We start from the raw sequence: 14,943 nt of genomic DNA on the forward strand, positions 1-14,943 counted from the left end.
GGGTTCGTGACGCATATCCTGCTCATCGAGGACGACGCCGGCACCGCGCACGAGATCATGCTCGAGCTGCGCGCGAACGGTTATGCGGTGACTCACCATGGCCTGGCGGGGGATGGCTTCGTCGCGGCGCAGGACGATGGCGTCGACCTGCTGATCGTCGACCGGCAGCTTCCCGATGGCGAGGGGCTCGACCTGATCGCGCGGCTGCGGGCCGAGGGCCGGCGGACCCCCGCGCTCGTCCTCAGCGCGCTCGGCAGCCTCGACGACCGGGTCCGGGGACTGCGCGCAGGCGGCGACGATTATCTGCCCAAGCCGTTCGCGCTGGTCGAGTTGGTGGCGCGCGTCGAGGCGCTGTTGCGCCGACCGAACGAGACGCGCGACACGCGGCTGATCGTCGGCCCGCTCGACCTCGACCTGCTGGCGGGGACCGCGACGCGATCGGGGCGGGCGCTCGACCTGCTGCCGCGCGAATTGAAGCTACTCGACTATCTGGTCCGCCGCCCCGACCGGATCATCACGCGGTCGATGCTGCTACGCGATGTCTGGGGCTATACATTCGAGCCCAACAGCAACGTCGTCGACGTGCATATGGGACGCCTGCGCCGCAAGGTCGACGGAGAGGGCGAACCGCAATTGATCCGTAACGTACGCGGGCAAGGCTATGTGTTCGATGTCCCGGTCTGATCCGCGGACGCGTGCGACATGGCGGTGGGGCGGGGCGATCGCGGCGTTGCTAATCGTCCAGTCGCTGGTCGTCGCTGGACTATTCTGGGTACTGGCGAACGGCAGCCATCGGCGCATGGCCGAGCGCGGCTTCGTGCGCGATTGCCGCGATCTGGCCGCGATCGCGGCGCCCGCGCGGCCGGCGGGCGTGCGCGCCATGTTGGAGCGCGACATCCACCGCGATCGCTTTCTCGCGCTGTTCGCCGCGGACGGCGCGCTGATCGAGGGGAATATCGCCCGGCTGCCGCTGGCAGGGATCACCGCGCACGGATCGGTGGTCGCCGAGGTCGAGACGACCGAACTGCCGGGCAAGACGCGCGACACCGCGCGGCTCGTCATCTGCGCGATGCCCGATGGATCGCGGCTGGTGACGGGGGTCGATCTCGACGATGCGGAAGAAGCACTGCGCGTGGTCGAGCGGTCGCTGGCGATCGCGTTGATCCCCGCAATCCTGCTCGCGATCGGGTTCGGCCTCGCGGCCGGGCGGCGTGCTGCGCGACAGGTCGATGCGGTCCGCACGCTGACCGCGCGGATCGTCGCGGGCGACCTGGCGGAGCGGCTGCCCGTCGGGACCGATCCCGACAGCTTCGGGCTGTTGTGCGCGCACATCAACGCGATGCTCGACCGGCTGCAGATGCTCGTGACCGAGGTCCGCGGCGTCGGCGACGATATCGCGCACCAATTGCGCACGCCGCTCACCCGCCTGCGCGCGCGGGTCGAGCGCGGGCTGCGCGAGGCCGATACGCGCGCGGGGTTCGAGGCGGTGGCCGATGCGGCGCTCGCCGAGATCGATACGCTGCTGGGGATCGTCGCGGCGTTGCTGCGGATCCGCGAACTCGAGGATCATGCGCGCCGCAGCCGCTTCGCCGCGGTCGATCTCGCGCGGCTGGTCGAGGATGCATGCGAGCTGCACCGGCCGACTGCGGAGGATCGCGGGATCGACCTGACCTGCGAGATCGCCCCGGTCGCGCCGGTCGAGGGCGATGCGAGCCTGTTGATGGAGGCGGTATCGAACCTGATCGACAATGCGATGAAGTTCGGGCCGGCCAATGGTCGCGTGCTGCTGTCGCTGCGGCATGCGGGCGGGGCGGTGGTCGTGACCGTGGCCGATGACGGGCCGGGCGTGCCGCGCGCCGAGCGGTCGCTGGTTACGCAACGCTTTTATCGCGGCCGGCAGGATTGCGAAGGCGCCGGGCTGGGGCTCAGCCTGGTCAACGCGATTGCGGACCTGCACGGCTTCACGCTGGTGTTCGCCGATGTCGGCAGCGCGGTTTCGCTGATCGCCCCGGCCCAAGTCTAGAAGCGCATCGCGACGTCTATGCCGCCACCGCCCGATCCCGCCCAGGGCGTGAGGCGCACGCGGTCGTCGTGGCGCACGGTGAGCAAGAACCCGCTGGCGCCGCCGATCACCGCACCGGCAAGGACGTCGTGGACATAGTGCTTGTCGGCCCGGACTCGCGCGACGCCGACGAACGACGCGACCAGCAGGGCGGGCAGCCCCGCCTCCCAGCCATAGCGCTTTTCGAGCGAGGCGGCCGCAGCGAACGAGACCGAGGTGTGGCCCGAGGGAAAGCTCTTGTCGTCGCTGCGATCCGGGCGGCGCTCATGGATCAGTTCCTTCAGTGCGAAGGTCGTCCCGCCCGCGACGAGCATGCTGCCCCCGGCCTCCAGATCGCCGCGCCAGTCGCCCTGGATCGCGGGCACGCCGAGCGCTGCGCCGACGAGAAGGTCGCGGCCGATATCGCTGGCATCGGCCCAGCCCTTTGGCGATGCCGTCGCGGGCGAGGCGCACGTGACGGGGACGACGACAGCGAGTGCGGCCGCGGCAATTCGAAATCTCATGCTGCATTGTCCTTCGGCACGCGGGGTGTATCCAGGGTTGCGATCATGCCGGCGACGCCGAACCCCGCATCGACGGTGGCGATGGTCGCGGCGGGGCCGAGCATCGTGCGCAGGGTTGCAGCGTTGAACAGCCGGTGCGTCGGGCTGCTGCCGAGCCCGATCCGTTGCAGCGAGTCCGCGGTCGTGACGTAGAGCGCGAGTCGCCCGCCTGGCCGCAACACGCGCAGGACCTCGGTGAGCACGGCGCGGTCATCGTGCCAGAAATAGGCGACGTTTGTGGCGAGGATCCGATCAACGGACGCATCGGGCAGGGGGATCTCCGTAAAGGACGCGCAGTGGAAGATGACGTCTGCGTGGCGGCGTCGCGCCGCATCGATCATGGCCTGCGAGTGATCGAGGCCGTGGACGCGTCCGCCACCAGCCGCCGCCGACAGAGCGGGGATCGCATCGCCGGTGCCACAGCCGAGGTCGAGCACCGTCTCGCCGCGCCGGACATCGAGCGCGGCAATCGCGAGGCGGGTCGGGCGGCGATTGGCGATGCGCATCGCCTGCCCGACGAGCCGGCCGCCAATGCCGCTCGGGCGTGCGAGCTGTTGCCCGAGCGCGGCGGCGAGCGCGTTCACGCGGACTTGAGCTTGGCGTTGATCTTGACCAGCAGCGCGCGCATTTCCGCGCGCCGCCCGGTATCCCATACCGGCCGCGCCGCGTTCACCGGCGCCTGGAGGCCGCGCAGAACATATTGCTTGGCCTGGGCGGGATGCCCCTCGTCATTGAGGAAATCGGCGTAGAAAAAGTTGTTGTCGAGGCCGTTCGGATCCTGCTTCAGCGCCGCCTCGAGCAGCGCGCGCGCCTTTGCGGTGTTGCCGAAGCCGATCGGGAAACCGGGGACACGGTAGTAGAGCACGCCGAGGCTCATCTTGACGCCGCCATCGGCGACGTTCGGGTCGATGCCTTGCGCCTTTTCCAGGATCTCCCGCGCCGACCGCGCAAAGCCCAGCTGTCGCAGCACGCTCGCGCGCGCGGCTTCCTCGCTGACGACGATGCCCTGCCACAAGAGCGGCTCGGCCCGGCCGGGATAGCGCGCCGAGACCTGCGCGGCCTCGCCCGCGAGCACGTCGAGCTGGCGATATTGCTCATTCCGGTCGGCGACCTGATAGCGGATATGCGCCCATTGGTCGTTGATGCGGCGGACCGCGGCATCCATCGCCGGATTGTTACTGGCATTGGCCGAGCCCGCCAGCGCGAGGGCGACGAAAGCGAGAGCGTAACGGACGATCATGAAAGGGCTCCTGAAGGATTGTCCTGGAATAGGGTTCGCGCGGTCAGCACCTGTCCGGCGAGGCCGCGGTCGACCACGCCGGGCAGCAGCGCGTTGAGCTGCGTGAAGACGCGTTCCGGCAGGCCGATCGACACGTCGCGTTCGCGCCGCTCGATTGCGCGGAAGATGCGGTCGACGACCGTGGCGGGATCGTCCGCGCTCATCTTGGTTAGCGCCATGAAGCGCTCGATCGTCGCGGTGTTGAACCCGGTCCTGACCGCGCGCGGCGCGACGTGCGTGACCGCGATGCCGCGTCCGCCAAGTTCGCGGCGCAGCGCCTGGCTGAGGCCTTTCAGCCCGGCCTTCGCGCTCGAATAGGCGGTGAAATACGGATAGGGGACCGCGCCCATCACCGATCCGATATTGACGATCTGGCCATCGCCGCGCGCGATCATCTGGGGGACGACGGCGCTGGCGAGGACCGCCGGTGCGACGAGGTTGACCGCATAGCCGAGCGCGATCCCGGTCGCGCCCTGCTGCTCGAACGGCCCGAAATATTGGAGGCCGGCGACGTTGGCGAGGATGTCGACGTGCCGGCCCGCGAGGTGCGCGCCGAGATCGGCGAGCGCTGCGGGATCGGCGAGGTTCGCGACGAGGTGATCGTCACAGGCGGGCGACGCAACGCGGTCGACGCCGGTCACGTGCGCGCCGCCCCCGCGCAGCCGTGCTGCGAGCAGACCGCCGATCCCGCCGGCCGCACCGGTCAGGACGATGCGGCGGCCTTCAAGCGGCGACACGCGTGGCCTCCAGTTCGATGCCCGCGAACAGCGCGCCGAACAGCCCGAACATCGCGTTCGCCATGTCGATGATCGCGCGCTGGTCTTCGGGATCGTCGATCCGGTTCATCAGCTTTTCGAAGAAGACCATATGATCCTGGTCGAGCGCGCCGTGCGAGGTGAGATAATGGAACGCGGAATCGGGCAGCCCGAGCGCCGACTGCACCGCGCCCGCACCATGGCTCGCCATCGCGATGCTGGTGCCCTCCAGGACATAGACCATGCCGAAGAACGCGGCCGGATTGCCCTGCCGGATCGTCTCATACGCATGTTCGACCATCGCGCGCGTCGCCGGCGCGGGCGCATGGCTCGCGACGAGGCTGTTGCCGCCGGCCGCCTCGATATCCTCAAGGATCCAGAATTCGTGGCCGGTCTCCTCCTCGATATACTCGTCGAGCGCCGCGACGAGGACGGGCCGGTGCGCAAGCCGGGCGCGTGCCTCTTCCATCAGCGGTACGGTATGGCGGACATGGTGGAACGCCTCGGTAAGGTAGGCGACGTAATCCGCGCGCGTGATGCGGCCGGTCAGCCCGGCGACGAGTTGCGGCGTCATCGCGAACCGCGCCTGCGCCTCGCGGGTCTCGGCGACGAGATGGTCGAAAAAGGGCTGGTCCATCGAAATCTCCTGGTCTGGATAGGCGGCGTCGATCGCGGCACGGCGCAGGCGGCCATTGCCGGTCAGCAGTCCGGTTGCTGGGGTGAAGGGCGCGACGACCTGCCACCGCGCGATCCGGGCATAGGCGGGGAGCGCGAGATTGGCGGCAGCGACCGCGGCGGCGATATCCGCGCTCGGCGACGAGGGTACGATCAACGCATCGAGCGTCGCCTGCCCCTCGCCGCGCACCATCGCCTGGAAGATCGCAGGCTGGCGCGTCAGGACGCCCTCGACCCATTCGGGCGAGACGTTGCGGCCGTGGCTGGTGACGATCAGCGCGGACTTGCGCCCTTCGATCCATAGCCGTCCGGCGTCGTCAATCCGACCGATATCGCCCGTCGCGAGCGGACCGGGGGTGCGGGGGGCGCCGACGGTGCCGAGGAACAGCGGCCCGTCGATCAGGATCTCCCCGTCCGCGGCCAGCCGCACGCCGTTCGCGCCGATGCTCCGCCCGACGCTGCCGCGCGATGCCGGATCGCCGTCGTCGAGCGCGACGACCGAGGCGCATTCCGTCAGGCCGTACCCTTGGCGCACCGGCAGCCCCAGCGCGGCTGCGGCGTCGAGCAGCAGCGGATCGATCCGCGCGCCACCGACCGCGACGAGCGACAGGCGCGGGAGCCGGAGGCCCGTCGCGCGCAGTGCCGCGACGAGGCCCGCGAGATAGTCCGGAACGAGGATCAGCGAGGTGATCGCCTGCCGCTCGATCGTCTGCAGCAGCGCGGCGATGTCGGGGCGGAACGGATCGGCCATGCCGATCGCGACTTGCGGCAGCGCGACATAGGTGCCGCCCGCCAGGATGGTCGCGTAAAAGCCGGCGACGTTTTCGAGCAGGATGCCGGGCGACAGGATCGGCAGATGCCGCCCCGCATGATGCACGCCGAGCGTATCGACCACGGCCTGCGCGACTCCCAGCAGATGGTCGCGCGACAGGCAGATGCCCTTCGGATCGCCGGTCGATCCCGATGTGAAGGTAATGCGCGCGGTACCGTCAGGCAGGTTGCGCGCCGGCCGGGCACGGTGATCTTCGTTGACGTGAACGGCTGGCTGCGTGTCGAGCGACAGGGTCACCGGGCCGGAGAGCCGTATCTCCGCGCCGGCCGCGTCGAGCGCGTGATCGGTCTGCGCGGGCGTGAAGAAGGAGGGCAGCGGGATCGTCACGATGCCTGCTTCGAGCAGTGCGAGGTCGAGAATGCATTCGCCGATGCCCTGATCGAGCTGGAGCGCGATCGGACGGCCGCCAGCAAAGCGCGTCGCCAGATCCTGCGCGATCGGCGGCAGCACGCGCGCCAGCGTCGCCCAGCTGATCGGCTCCGCGCCGTCGATGGCGATCGCCTCGGGCCGGGCCTCGGCATGGCGCATGACCGCGTCGAGCAACCGCGTCATGCGCGCGCACTCCGATCGAGCCGCGTTCGGCAGGCATCGATGTCGCCGGCACAGACCACGGGGTCGGTCTGGTAATAGCGCCCCCAGGCCGAGCCGCCCTCTCCGAGCGCTTCGATCCGTGCCGGTGCGAGTTCGATCAGGTCGAGCCCCAGCCGCGCGAACATCGATCGCAGCGGGCGTGTCAGCACCGCGACCGCGACATCCGCCTGCCCCGTGAGGGCGGCTGCGGCTTCGCGCCACAGCGTCATCGTCGCGCCGGGACGCTGCGAGGCATGGTCGCCGAGCTCGACGATCCGCGTGCGGGGGACCGGGCGGCCGAACCGTTCGGTCAGCAAGGCCTCGATCGGGCGATCGAGATACGTCTCGAGAAACAGCGTGCCGGCACCGGCGAGCCGGTACCCCAGGGTCGCCTGCGGCACGTCGGGCGCACCGATCGTCAGATAGGTCGGGTAATCGCTGGCGGGTATCGCGCCATGAACGGCGGCGTAACGGTCGTGGATCAGCGAGATCAGCGCGGCATCGTGCATATGCATCCTCCCAGATGCAGCTTGGACGCCGCCCGAAACTGGTCACCTCAGTCCGCGGTGACGAAAATCTTTCCGGGTGCTATTTTATAGTGTGCCGCGTGGGGTGATCGATGACTTTAGTGGGGCCAGTGCTGATACCGGCAAGGTTTCTGATACTGAGTATCAATAAAGGAATGTGGTCACGCTATCATGAACTTGATTTTATTCGCCGGTTGCTGGCGTGGAGATGGCAGACACCTTAGATAAGCGCCGTCGATGCGGTTCGTTCGCTCCGCGACGGTCGTTGCAAGGCCATCGTTGCCGATCCTCGCATCCGACGCCGAACCACCCCCATGCCTCTCGAAAGCCTCGTTCATGATGTCGCACCCTATGAGGTCAGCCATTCCGGTCGCGCTGGCCGTGCTTCTCGCAAGCTGTGCGAGCGGACCGCGCATGGCCACCGTAAGTGCCTCGCCGCCGTTCGTCGCGGAACGCTTCTTCGCGGGACGGCTCGATGGGGTCGGCACGCTGAAGATCGTCCTGCACGCGCCCGTCACGACGCATGTCAGCAGCGTCGGGCGGCTCGGCGCCGATGGCACGCTGGTGCTCGACCAGCATATCGAACAGCAGGGCAGGCCTGCGCGCGATCGCCACTGGGGGATACGCCCGCTCGGCAATGGACGCTATACCGGAACGCTGACCGATGCGTCCGGACCGGTGGTGGGCGAGGCGGTGGGTAATCGGCTGCATCTCCGCTTTGCGACGAAGGGCGGCATGCGGGTCGATCAATGGCTGACATTGTCGCCCGATGCGCAGGTGGCGCAGAATCACCTGATCGTCCGCAAGCTGGGCGTGACGGTCGCGACGCTCGATGAAACCATCAGCAAGCTGCCATGAACCTGCCTGACGAATGCCACGTGTTGCAAGCAACGGCTGGCTACGCGCGAACTGTGTGGGACCGAAACTGATCCCGAAATCGGCTGCATGGGTCGCCAGCAGCAGACACGTCTCTCCTGCGTGGCGGTGTCGCACTGAGCCTCAGTGGCCGAGAATGTGGGTCGTGAACGCCGTCCAGGCCGGCGTGAAATAGAGCGTGATCGCGGTGGCCTGGAGACCCCAGAGCGCAAGGACCGTGGGAAGATAGACGGGATGGAGCCGCCCGCGTGTGACGATGTCATAGACACCGAGCGCGACGATCAGCAGGTCGAGTTCAAGCGTCCCGCCAACGAAGAATCCCCACCAGCCGGTGCCGCCAAGGCCGTGCAGGAAGATCCCCATGAACCGGCCGAAACCCGCGCCGGCGATCTGAATCGTCGCGAGCAGCATGAGCCGCTTGTGCGCGGCGGCGTCACGGCGCAGCACCAGCGCCGCGCCGACGATCACCGCAAAGGCCAGGATGTCGCTGAGACTGATGCTCAGGAAGCCGGGATCCCAGCGCGGCGTACCGAACGCGGCGCTGCCCATCATGAGCGCGACCATGGGCCCCAGGATGACCATCGTCCCGGCGAGCCCGGCGCCCGCCACGCCGAGCCGCCGGTGGAGCGCGACATTGCCCGTCTCGACCAGAGCCACCTGTACGCTGAGCAGAATAAGCCAGCCGGTGAAAGCGAGCGCGTGGAGATGGACGATGATCGGATAGGAGAAGCCCTGCGTCCGGACATGACCGACGATATCGGGGACGAATCCGGCCAGAATGGCGGCCCAGATCGCGGCGACGAAACCGGGCACCACCAGCCGGTCGAAGCGGTGGCGGGTCAGGAACGGCGTGTCGTGAAGATCGTCGAAACCGGCGTTCAGTGTCGTCATGTCGCATACCCCCAAAAGATCAGGCGGTTTGGACGCTAGGTCACTGGCCCCTCGGGGGCGGTCATGCGCGGATCAGGATGCGCGGAGAAGCTCCCGGCCGGTACGCGGATCGGCGAGCGTCACGTTCTGTGCGGCCTGGATCCGCCAGTCGCCGTTGCGGCGGGTGGCGACTGCGAGGATCAGCGTATCGGCCTGGTGCGGCCCGGCCGGATGCGCGGCACCGGCGGACAGCCGCGTCCAGAAATGCAGGATCGCGGCATCGTCGTCGATCGGATCGATATCCGCCGGATCGACCCGCAGCGACGAGTCGCGATAGATCGAGTCGTGGATCGCGCAATGCCCCGCAACGATCTGATCAACACCGCGCCAATAGGTCGCGTACCGGTTGACGAATGTCGCATCGTCATGAAAAAGCTGCCCGAACACAGTCATCTCATGCGCATTCCATGATGCTTCGAACTGGTCGGTGATCTGCGTCAGTTGATCGACCATCTTTGCCCCCGCCCCGGCGTAATGCGCTAGAATAGAATCTATAATAGCCGACTATACAGTCCTTGTCGAAGGTGTCGTTAGACTTGTCGAGTGGTGGGGACCTTCCCGGAACGGACGTCCTCGGTCGCGGGGCGATCGATCTAAATTGTATGCAGACATCCGGGCGATGAAGGAAGGCTGCGTCGGGAAGGGTCAGGATGTCCGCCCGCTGGCGGTGGCGGCCTTCGCGCAGAGCGGCACGAGACACAGCAGCGCGGTGAGCAGCCAGAAGGCCGCGGGCAGGCCGATGCCCTGCGCGACAAAGCCGATCGCCGCGGGACCCGCGAGGATCCCGGCGTAACCGATCGTCGTGACCGCGGCGATCGCGAGGCCCGCGGGCATGACGGTCTGCCTGCCGGCCTGGCGGAACAGGATCGGCACGACGTTCGACGCGCCAAGACCGATCAGCAGGATCCCGAACAGCGCGACTGGCGCGACTGGCGCGAGCAGCATGACGCCATAGCCGAGAAGCGAGAGCAGCCCGCCCCACAGCATTGTCCGCCGGTCCCCGAGCCTGCCGACGATCGCGTCGCCGGTCAGGCGGCCGGCGGTCATCGCCACCGCGAAGACGCTATAGCCGATCCCCGCCTGCGCGACCGGCAGCAGGCCCTTGCCGCTCAGCAATAACGCCCCCCAATCGAGGATTGCGCCTTCGGTCAGGAAGGTGATCGCCGCGAGCGCGGCGAGCAGGATCACGATGCCGCGCGGGACCACGACCAGCGGGGTCTCCTCGGTCTTGGGGGTCGGGATCAGCCGCGGCGCGGCCAATGCGAGCGTCGCGATCATCAGCACCGATGCCGTGACGACCCCGGCGACCGGACTAATCTGCATCGACAGGACCGCGGTCAGCAACGCCGATCCGACAAAGCCGCCGACGCTGAACAACCCGTGGAACCCGGACATCAGCGGCGTGCCGGCCTGCGTCTCGACCTCGACCGCATGCACGTTCATGCCGACTTCGATCACGCCGAGGAACGCACCGAACAGCAGCAGTGCGACCGCCATGGTCGGCACAGTCGGCGCGAAGGCGAGGAAGGGCAGCAAAATCGCCTGCCCGATGCCACCGACGAGGATCGCAGGTCGCGCGCCGAGCTTCGACGTCAGCGGTCCGGCAAGCTGCATCGCGCCGACCGAGCCGAGCCCGAGACACAGCAGCAGCAGCCCGAGCGATCCGTCGCCGATCGCCAGCCTTGCCTTGGCCAGCGGAACGAGCGGTGCCCAACAGGCGAGCCCGAAGCCGGACACGAGGAAGGCCAGGCGCGTTGCGAGACGCGCGCCGGAATTGGGGTTTTCCACGGCTCTTATCCTCGGATCAGGGCTGGGCTTGCGGGGCGGCGCGCGCGATCGTCGCGCCGGCCTCCGCCAGGTCGCGCACGAGGTCGGCGTCGGCGTCATGCTCGACGATGATCTGCGCGAGGACGTCGACGCCGCACACGCGGTGCGGGGCGTGTCGACCAAGCTTGTCGTTCGTCGCGAGGACGATCGTCCTGCGGCTACGGGCGACCAACGCGCGTTTGAAGGTGGCGTCGTCGGGGTCGTACGCACTGACTCCCCCCGCGACGGACACGGCGCATGCGCCGAGGACGCACAGGTCGATGTTGAGCCGCGCGATCGTCTCGAGCGCGGTGCCATCGACCGCGCCGCCGACCATCCGATCGATCATGCCGCCGACCACCAGCACGTCGACGTCGTCGCGTTGCTGAAGCGCGGCCGCGATCGTGATCGAGCTCGTGGCGATGCCAAGGTTCAGATACGGCGGCAGTTTCTCGACGAAGGCGAGGTTGGAACTGCCGTTGTCGACGAAAACGAAGCTGCTCGGTTCGATGAACCGGAGCGCGGCGTCGGCCAGTGCCTGCTTGCGCTGCACATCCTCGCCGACGCGCTCTACCATCGGGGTCGCACCCGCGACGACCGGCAAGGCGCCGCCATAGACGCGGCGACACAGGCCCTCTGCGGCAAGGCTGCGCAGATCGCGCCGGATCGCGTCCTCTGAAAGACCAAACTCCTCGGCAAGCGCGCCGGAGCGAACCGGTTGGCCGGCGGCGAGGCGGGCAAGGATCGTGTCGCGGCGGGAGGACGGGATGTCATTGGGCATCCGCGGTCTATGGCGGCTAGAACGTGCACAAACAAGAAATATAGAGTCTAAACGTGCGTGAACGCGTATTGCGCGGGTGTCGAGACGATGGCTCAGCGCTGAACGTCGCTCGCGTCGACCGGAGTCTTTTTGTTCAGCGATCGTCACGGTCGAACCGGTCCCGTGCCGATCGAAACACCGGACCATTGACGATAATCCACGTCCCCGCGCGCGATCCCCGTCCCAGCGGCGTGGGCGTGTAATCCACCCGTGGCGGGACCTCGCCATAGTCGCAGCAGACGAGGAGGCCATCGCGTTCCAGGTGACACAGCGAGCCCGTCATCGTCGCCACCAAGCGCGTCGCGGGCTGCGACATCGCTGCGCGCATCCTCCGACCGGCCCCCGATACCCGCGCCGGCGCAATATATCGGCTCGCCTGCACCGAGCGCGTCCCGCCCTCCTATAAAGTCAGGAAGTGGCAGTTCGAACGCCGGCGTCATCCAGCGGTCGGGGATTCAATCTTTTGCCGATCCTGCGAGACCATTCTTCGAGAAAGCGGACCCTCAAATGAAGAAACTGCTCCTGGCCGGCGTCGCCTGTTTCGCGTTCGCCCCGCCAGCATTTGCCAAGACCGACCGCGAAACCGTACCCGCCGACACTGCCCCCAAGAAAAAGGCCCCCGTCGCGGAAGTCTTCTCGACCGGCGTCGCCAAGGGGCGCGACCGGCTGGACAGCGCGACCTCGACCAGTGCGCTGCGCGAAGCCGACATCGCCAAGATGGCGCCGCGCTCGGTCGGCGATCTGCTGCGCAACATTCCTGGCATCCTGGCCGAGGCGCCGAACGGCGAAAGCATCGCCAACATCACCATTCGCGGCCTGCCTTTGTCCTCCTCCGGCGCGAAGTTCGTGCAGCTGGAGGAAGACGGGCTGCCCGTGATGGAGTTTGGCGACATCGTCGGCGCGAGCTCGGATTCGTTCCTGCGCGTCGATCTCAACCTGGCGCAGGTGGAAGCGATCCGCGGCGGGTCGGCGTCGACCTTCGCGTCGAACTCGCCCGGCGGCATCATCAACTTCATCTCCAAGACCGGCGAAGTCGAGGGCGGTGCGGTGGCGCTGACCGCGGGACTCGATTTCGACCAGTTTCGGGCCGATTTCGACTATGGCGGCCGACTGACGCCGAGCGTGCGATATCATGTCGGCGGGTTCTTCCGCCAGGGCGAGGGCCCGCGCCGGATCGGCTTCGACGGGCAGCGCGGCGGCCAGATCAAGGCGAATATCACCAAGGAATTCACCGGCGGCTATGTCCGCCTCTACGGCAAGGTGCTCGACGATCGTTCGCCTTTCTACGACTCGGTACCGCTGCGTGCGACGGGGACCGATGCCGACCCCAAGCTGCAGGCGATTCCCGGGTTCGACCCGACCCACGACACGCTGTCGACGCGCGCGCTACAGTCGGTGACGCTGCTCGATGAGCGCAACCAGCCGATCCAGGAGGATATCCGCGACGGCCAGCGCGTCCGCGAAACGTCGTTCGGGGTAGAGAGCCGGGTCACCATCGCCGACTGGACGGTGATCGACCGGTTCCGCTACGCCAACCGCTCGGGCGGGCTGATCGGCCCGTTCAGCAGCCAGATCCTGTCGCCCGCCGCCGCACTGACTCGGCTCGGCGCGACGGGCGGCAGCTTCCGCTACGCCAGCGGCGCCAATGCCGGCCAGGCGATCGCCAACCCGGCGTCGCTCAACGGCAACGGGCTGATCGGCATCTACAACATCCGCGATCGCCGCCAGCAGGATGTCGGCAACATCACCAACGATCTGCGCGCCAGCCGCGAATGGGCGATCGGCGGCAACACCCTGACCACGACGGTCGGCTTCTACAAGGCGCGGCAGGAGATCGACACCTCGATCCTGTACGGCGTCGCGGTGACCGATATCCGCGGCGGCGGCGATGCCGCGTTGCTCGACGTGTTCAACGCTGCGGGCAACCCGGTCACGGCGGGGGGGCTCTACGCCTACAACCCGCTGTCGGGCACGCAGCGCCGCACGCTGCGGCTCGCCTATGACGTCAATGCGCCCTTCGCCTCGGCCAATTACCGCTTCGGCCGGCTGTCGATCGGCGGCAGCCTGCGTTACGACATGGGCAGCGCGAAGGGCCAGGTGTTCGGCGTCGAGCTGGGTGGCGGTCGGATCGGCCAGGTCGCGCGCGACATTGACGGCAACGGCGTGATCTCCCCGCCTGAACAGCGCGTCGGCATCACCCCGGTCGGTTCGCCCGCGCCGGTCGACTATAGCTATAAATATCTGTCCTATTCGTCCGGCATCAACTTCCGCGTGTCCGATCCGTTCGCGGTGTTCGCGCGCTACAGCCGGGGCGCGCGGGCCAATGCCGATCGCATTACCTTCGGCGCGGTGATCGACAACCGCACCGGCGCGCTCGCCATTCCGCAGGCCGCTTACGACCCGGTCAAGCAGGCTGAGATCGGTGTGAAGTATCGCAATGCGAACCTGACGCTTAACCTCACCGGCTTCCATGTCGAGGCACAGGATTCGAACATCAACACCGCCAACGGCAGCGTGATCGCACGCGATTACAAGGCCAAGGGGCTCGAGTTCGAAGGCGGCTTGCGCAAGGGCCTGATCGGCCCAGACATACGACAACAACCGATCCCGCATATGCGGGTCGCTGGCGTTGAGCGGATTGAGATCGGTTCCCCTGGCCGTGACGATCTCGATCGAGGCAGGAGGCGGGTTTCCGCCCGACCATGCCGGCGCAATCTTTACGGGCGAGCCGGTGACTCCGGCCGGAACGCCGCCCAAGTCATACTCGTGATAGCCGAGATTGAGGTTGAGCCCGCAGCTCGATCCGATCTCGAGCAGCGCGAACGGCAAGCCGAACTGCCGCCGTGCCACCATCAGCGCCGCGGCGATCGCGGCGGACCGACCGACTTCGTTGGTCTGCGGCATGTCGCGCATCGACACCGCGATGACGTCGTCCTGCTCCACCATCGCGGCGCCGATCGCGCCGTCAAAGTCGTCATGCTGGTTGGCGTAGAGCGCGCTGAGCGCCGGTAATCGCCCATGCCGGGCGAGCGCATGGAGCGCAGCGTTGAAGCGCATCGCCACCGCATCCCGGCGGGGGTCGCCCGGCCAGTCGCGGATAAGCGCCGCCGTGCGCGGTGCGCGCACCAACTGGCGCTCGCCGGCCTCGAGCACGGCCGCCACAAACGGCGACCCCAAAGCACGCGCCACGTTGGCATGACGCCACAATTCTCCGCGGTCCGGCGCGCAAGCAACCATGGTCACATCGCCTTTCCAGCGCTGCTGCAGTG

General features: G+C 67.8%; 14 protein-coding genes and 2 pseudogenes. 4 read left to right on the plus strand and 12 right to left on the minus strand.

The genetic code is table 11. The features are described 5' to 3' along the window. The first annotated feature begins 6 nt into the window (after nt 1–6). On the plus strand, nt 7–684 hold the full coding sequence (locus C8J26_RS13465) for a response regulator transcription factor (RefSeq protein ID WP_107958949.1): 678 nt from the start codon (nt 7–9) through the stop codon (nt 682–684). Next, the gene (locus C8J26_RS13470; protein ID WP_107958683.1) at nt 671–2,023 is read left to right on the plus strand and encodes a sensor histidine kinase; all 1,353 of its coding nucleotides are present in this window, start codon (nt 671–673) and stop codon (nt 2,021–2,023) included. The genes C8J26_RS13465 and C8J26_RS13470 overlap by 14 nt, the downstream gene beginning before the upstream one ends. Here C8J26_RS13470 and C8J26_RS13475 read toward each other — a convergent pair. The 6 genes from C8J26_RS13475 to C8J26_RS13500 are packed head-to-tail and all read right to left on the minus strand — an operon-like array spanning nt 2,020 to nt 7,224. Further along, on the minus strand, nt 2,020–2,565 hold the full coding sequence (locus tag C8J26_RS13475) for a phosphatase PAP2 family protein (protein WP_107958685.1): 546 nt from the start codon (nt 2,563–2,565) through the stop codon (nt 2,020–2,022). The genes C8J26_RS13470 and C8J26_RS13475 overlap by 4 nt on opposite strands. Continuing rightward, a complete protein-coding gene (locus C8J26_RS13480) occupies nt 2,562–3,188 on the minus strand; it encodes a class I SAM-dependent methyltransferase (protein WP_107958687.1) in 627 nt (208 codons plus the stop codon). The genes C8J26_RS13475 and C8J26_RS13480 overlap by 4 nt, the downstream gene beginning before the upstream one ends. Then, a complete protein-coding gene (locus tag C8J26_RS13485) occupies nt 3,185–3,844 on the minus strand; it encodes a tetratricopeptide repeat protein (RefSeq protein ID WP_107958689.1) in 660 nt (219 codons plus the stop codon). The genes C8J26_RS13480 and C8J26_RS13485 overlap by 4 nt, the downstream gene beginning before the upstream one ends. Continuing rightward, entirely contained in the window at nt 3,841–4,620 is a 780-nt protein-coding gene (locus C8J26_RS13490; RefSeq protein ID WP_107958691.1) for an SDR family NAD(P)-dependent oxidoreductase, read from the minus strand. Before C8J26_RS13490 ends, C8J26_RS13485 begins: the two co-directional genes overlap by 4 nt. Next, entirely contained in the window at nt 4,607–6,697 is a 2,091-nt protein-coding gene (locus C8J26_RS13495; RefSeq protein WP_107958693.1) for an AMP-binding protein, read from the minus strand. Before C8J26_RS13495 ends, C8J26_RS13490 begins: the two co-directional genes overlap by 14 nt. Further along, nucleotides 6,694–7,224: a thermostable hemolysin gene (locus tag C8J26_RS13500; protein ID WP_107958950.1), complete on the minus strand. Its 531-nt coding sequence runs from the start codon at nt 7,222–7,224 to the stop codon at nt 6,694–6,696. Before C8J26_RS13500 ends, C8J26_RS13495 begins: the two co-directional genes overlap by 4 nt. Nucleotides 7,225–7,593: 369 nt before the next feature. Between C8J26_RS13500 and C8J26_RS13505 the strand changes: the two genes are divergently transcribed. Then, a complete protein-coding gene (locus C8J26_RS13505) occupies nt 7,594–8,100 on the plus strand; it encodes a DUF3833 family protein (RefSeq protein ID WP_279628946.1) in 507 nt (168 codons plus the stop codon). Nucleotides 8,101–8,241: 141 nt separating this feature from the next. Here the strand turns inward: C8J26_RS13505 and C8J26_RS13510 are convergent, their stop codons facing one another. The 5 genes from C8J26_RS13510 to C8J26_RS13530 all read right to left on the minus strand — a co-directional run bounded on the left by C8J26_RS13510 (nt 8,242) and on the right by C8J26_RS13530 (nt 11,990). After that, nucleotides 8,242–9,009, minus strand: coding sequence for a hypothetical protein (locus C8J26_RS13510; protein WP_107958697.1), 768 nt, complete (start codon nt 9,007–9,009; stop codon nt 8,242–8,244). A 72-nt stretch (nt 9,010–9,081) separates the two neighbouring features. Next, the gene (locus C8J26_RS13515; RefSeq protein ID WP_107958699.1) at nt 9,082–9,501 is read right to left on the minus strand and encodes an SgcJ/EcaC family oxidoreductase; all 420 of its coding nucleotides are present in this window, start codon (nt 9,499–9,501) and stop codon (nt 9,082–9,084) included. Nucleotides 9,502–9,693: 192 nt separating this feature from the next. Further along, a complete protein-coding gene (locus C8J26_RS13520; RefSeq protein ID WP_208631394.1) occupies nt 9,694–10,836 on the minus strand; it encodes an MFS transporter in 1,143 nt (380 codons plus the stop codon). A gap of 16 nt (nt 10,837–10,852) precedes the next feature. Further along, complete coding sequence (locus C8J26_RS13525) at nt 10,853–11,635, minus strand: DeoR/GlpR family DNA-binding transcription regulator (RefSeq protein ID WP_107958703.1); 783 nt, start codon at nt 11,633–11,635, stop codon at nt 10,853–10,855. A gap of 133 nt (nt 11,636–11,768) precedes the next feature. After that, the gene (locus C8J26_RS13530; protein WP_146168847.1) at nt 11,769–11,990 is read right to left on the minus strand and encodes a winged helix-turn-helix transcriptional regulator; all 222 of its coding nucleotides are present in this window, start codon (nt 11,988–11,990) and stop codon (nt 11,769–11,771) included. Between the two features lie 191 nt (nt 11,991–12,181). On the opposite strand from C8J26_RS13530, the pseudogene C8J26_RS13535 reads away from it, so the two are divergent. Continuing rightward, a pseudogene (locus tag C8J26_RS13535) lies at nt 12,182–14,224 on the plus strand (TonB-dependent receptor domain-containing protein); the annotation flags it as partial. 81 nt (nt 14,225–14,305) lie between these two features. Here the strand turns inward: C8J26_RS13535 and C8J26_RS13540 are convergent. Next, nucleotides 14,306–14,911, minus strand: a pseudogene (locus tag C8J26_RS13540) (DUF2332 family protein); the annotation flags it as partial. Nucleotides 14,912–14,943 lie beyond the last annotated feature (32 nt).

The organism is Sphingomonas aurantiaca, from assembly GCF_003050705.1.
GTDB classification, from domain to species: domain Bacteria; phylum Pseudomonadota; class Alphaproteobacteria; order Sphingomonadales; family Sphingomonadaceae; genus Sphingomonas; species Sphingomonas aurantiaca.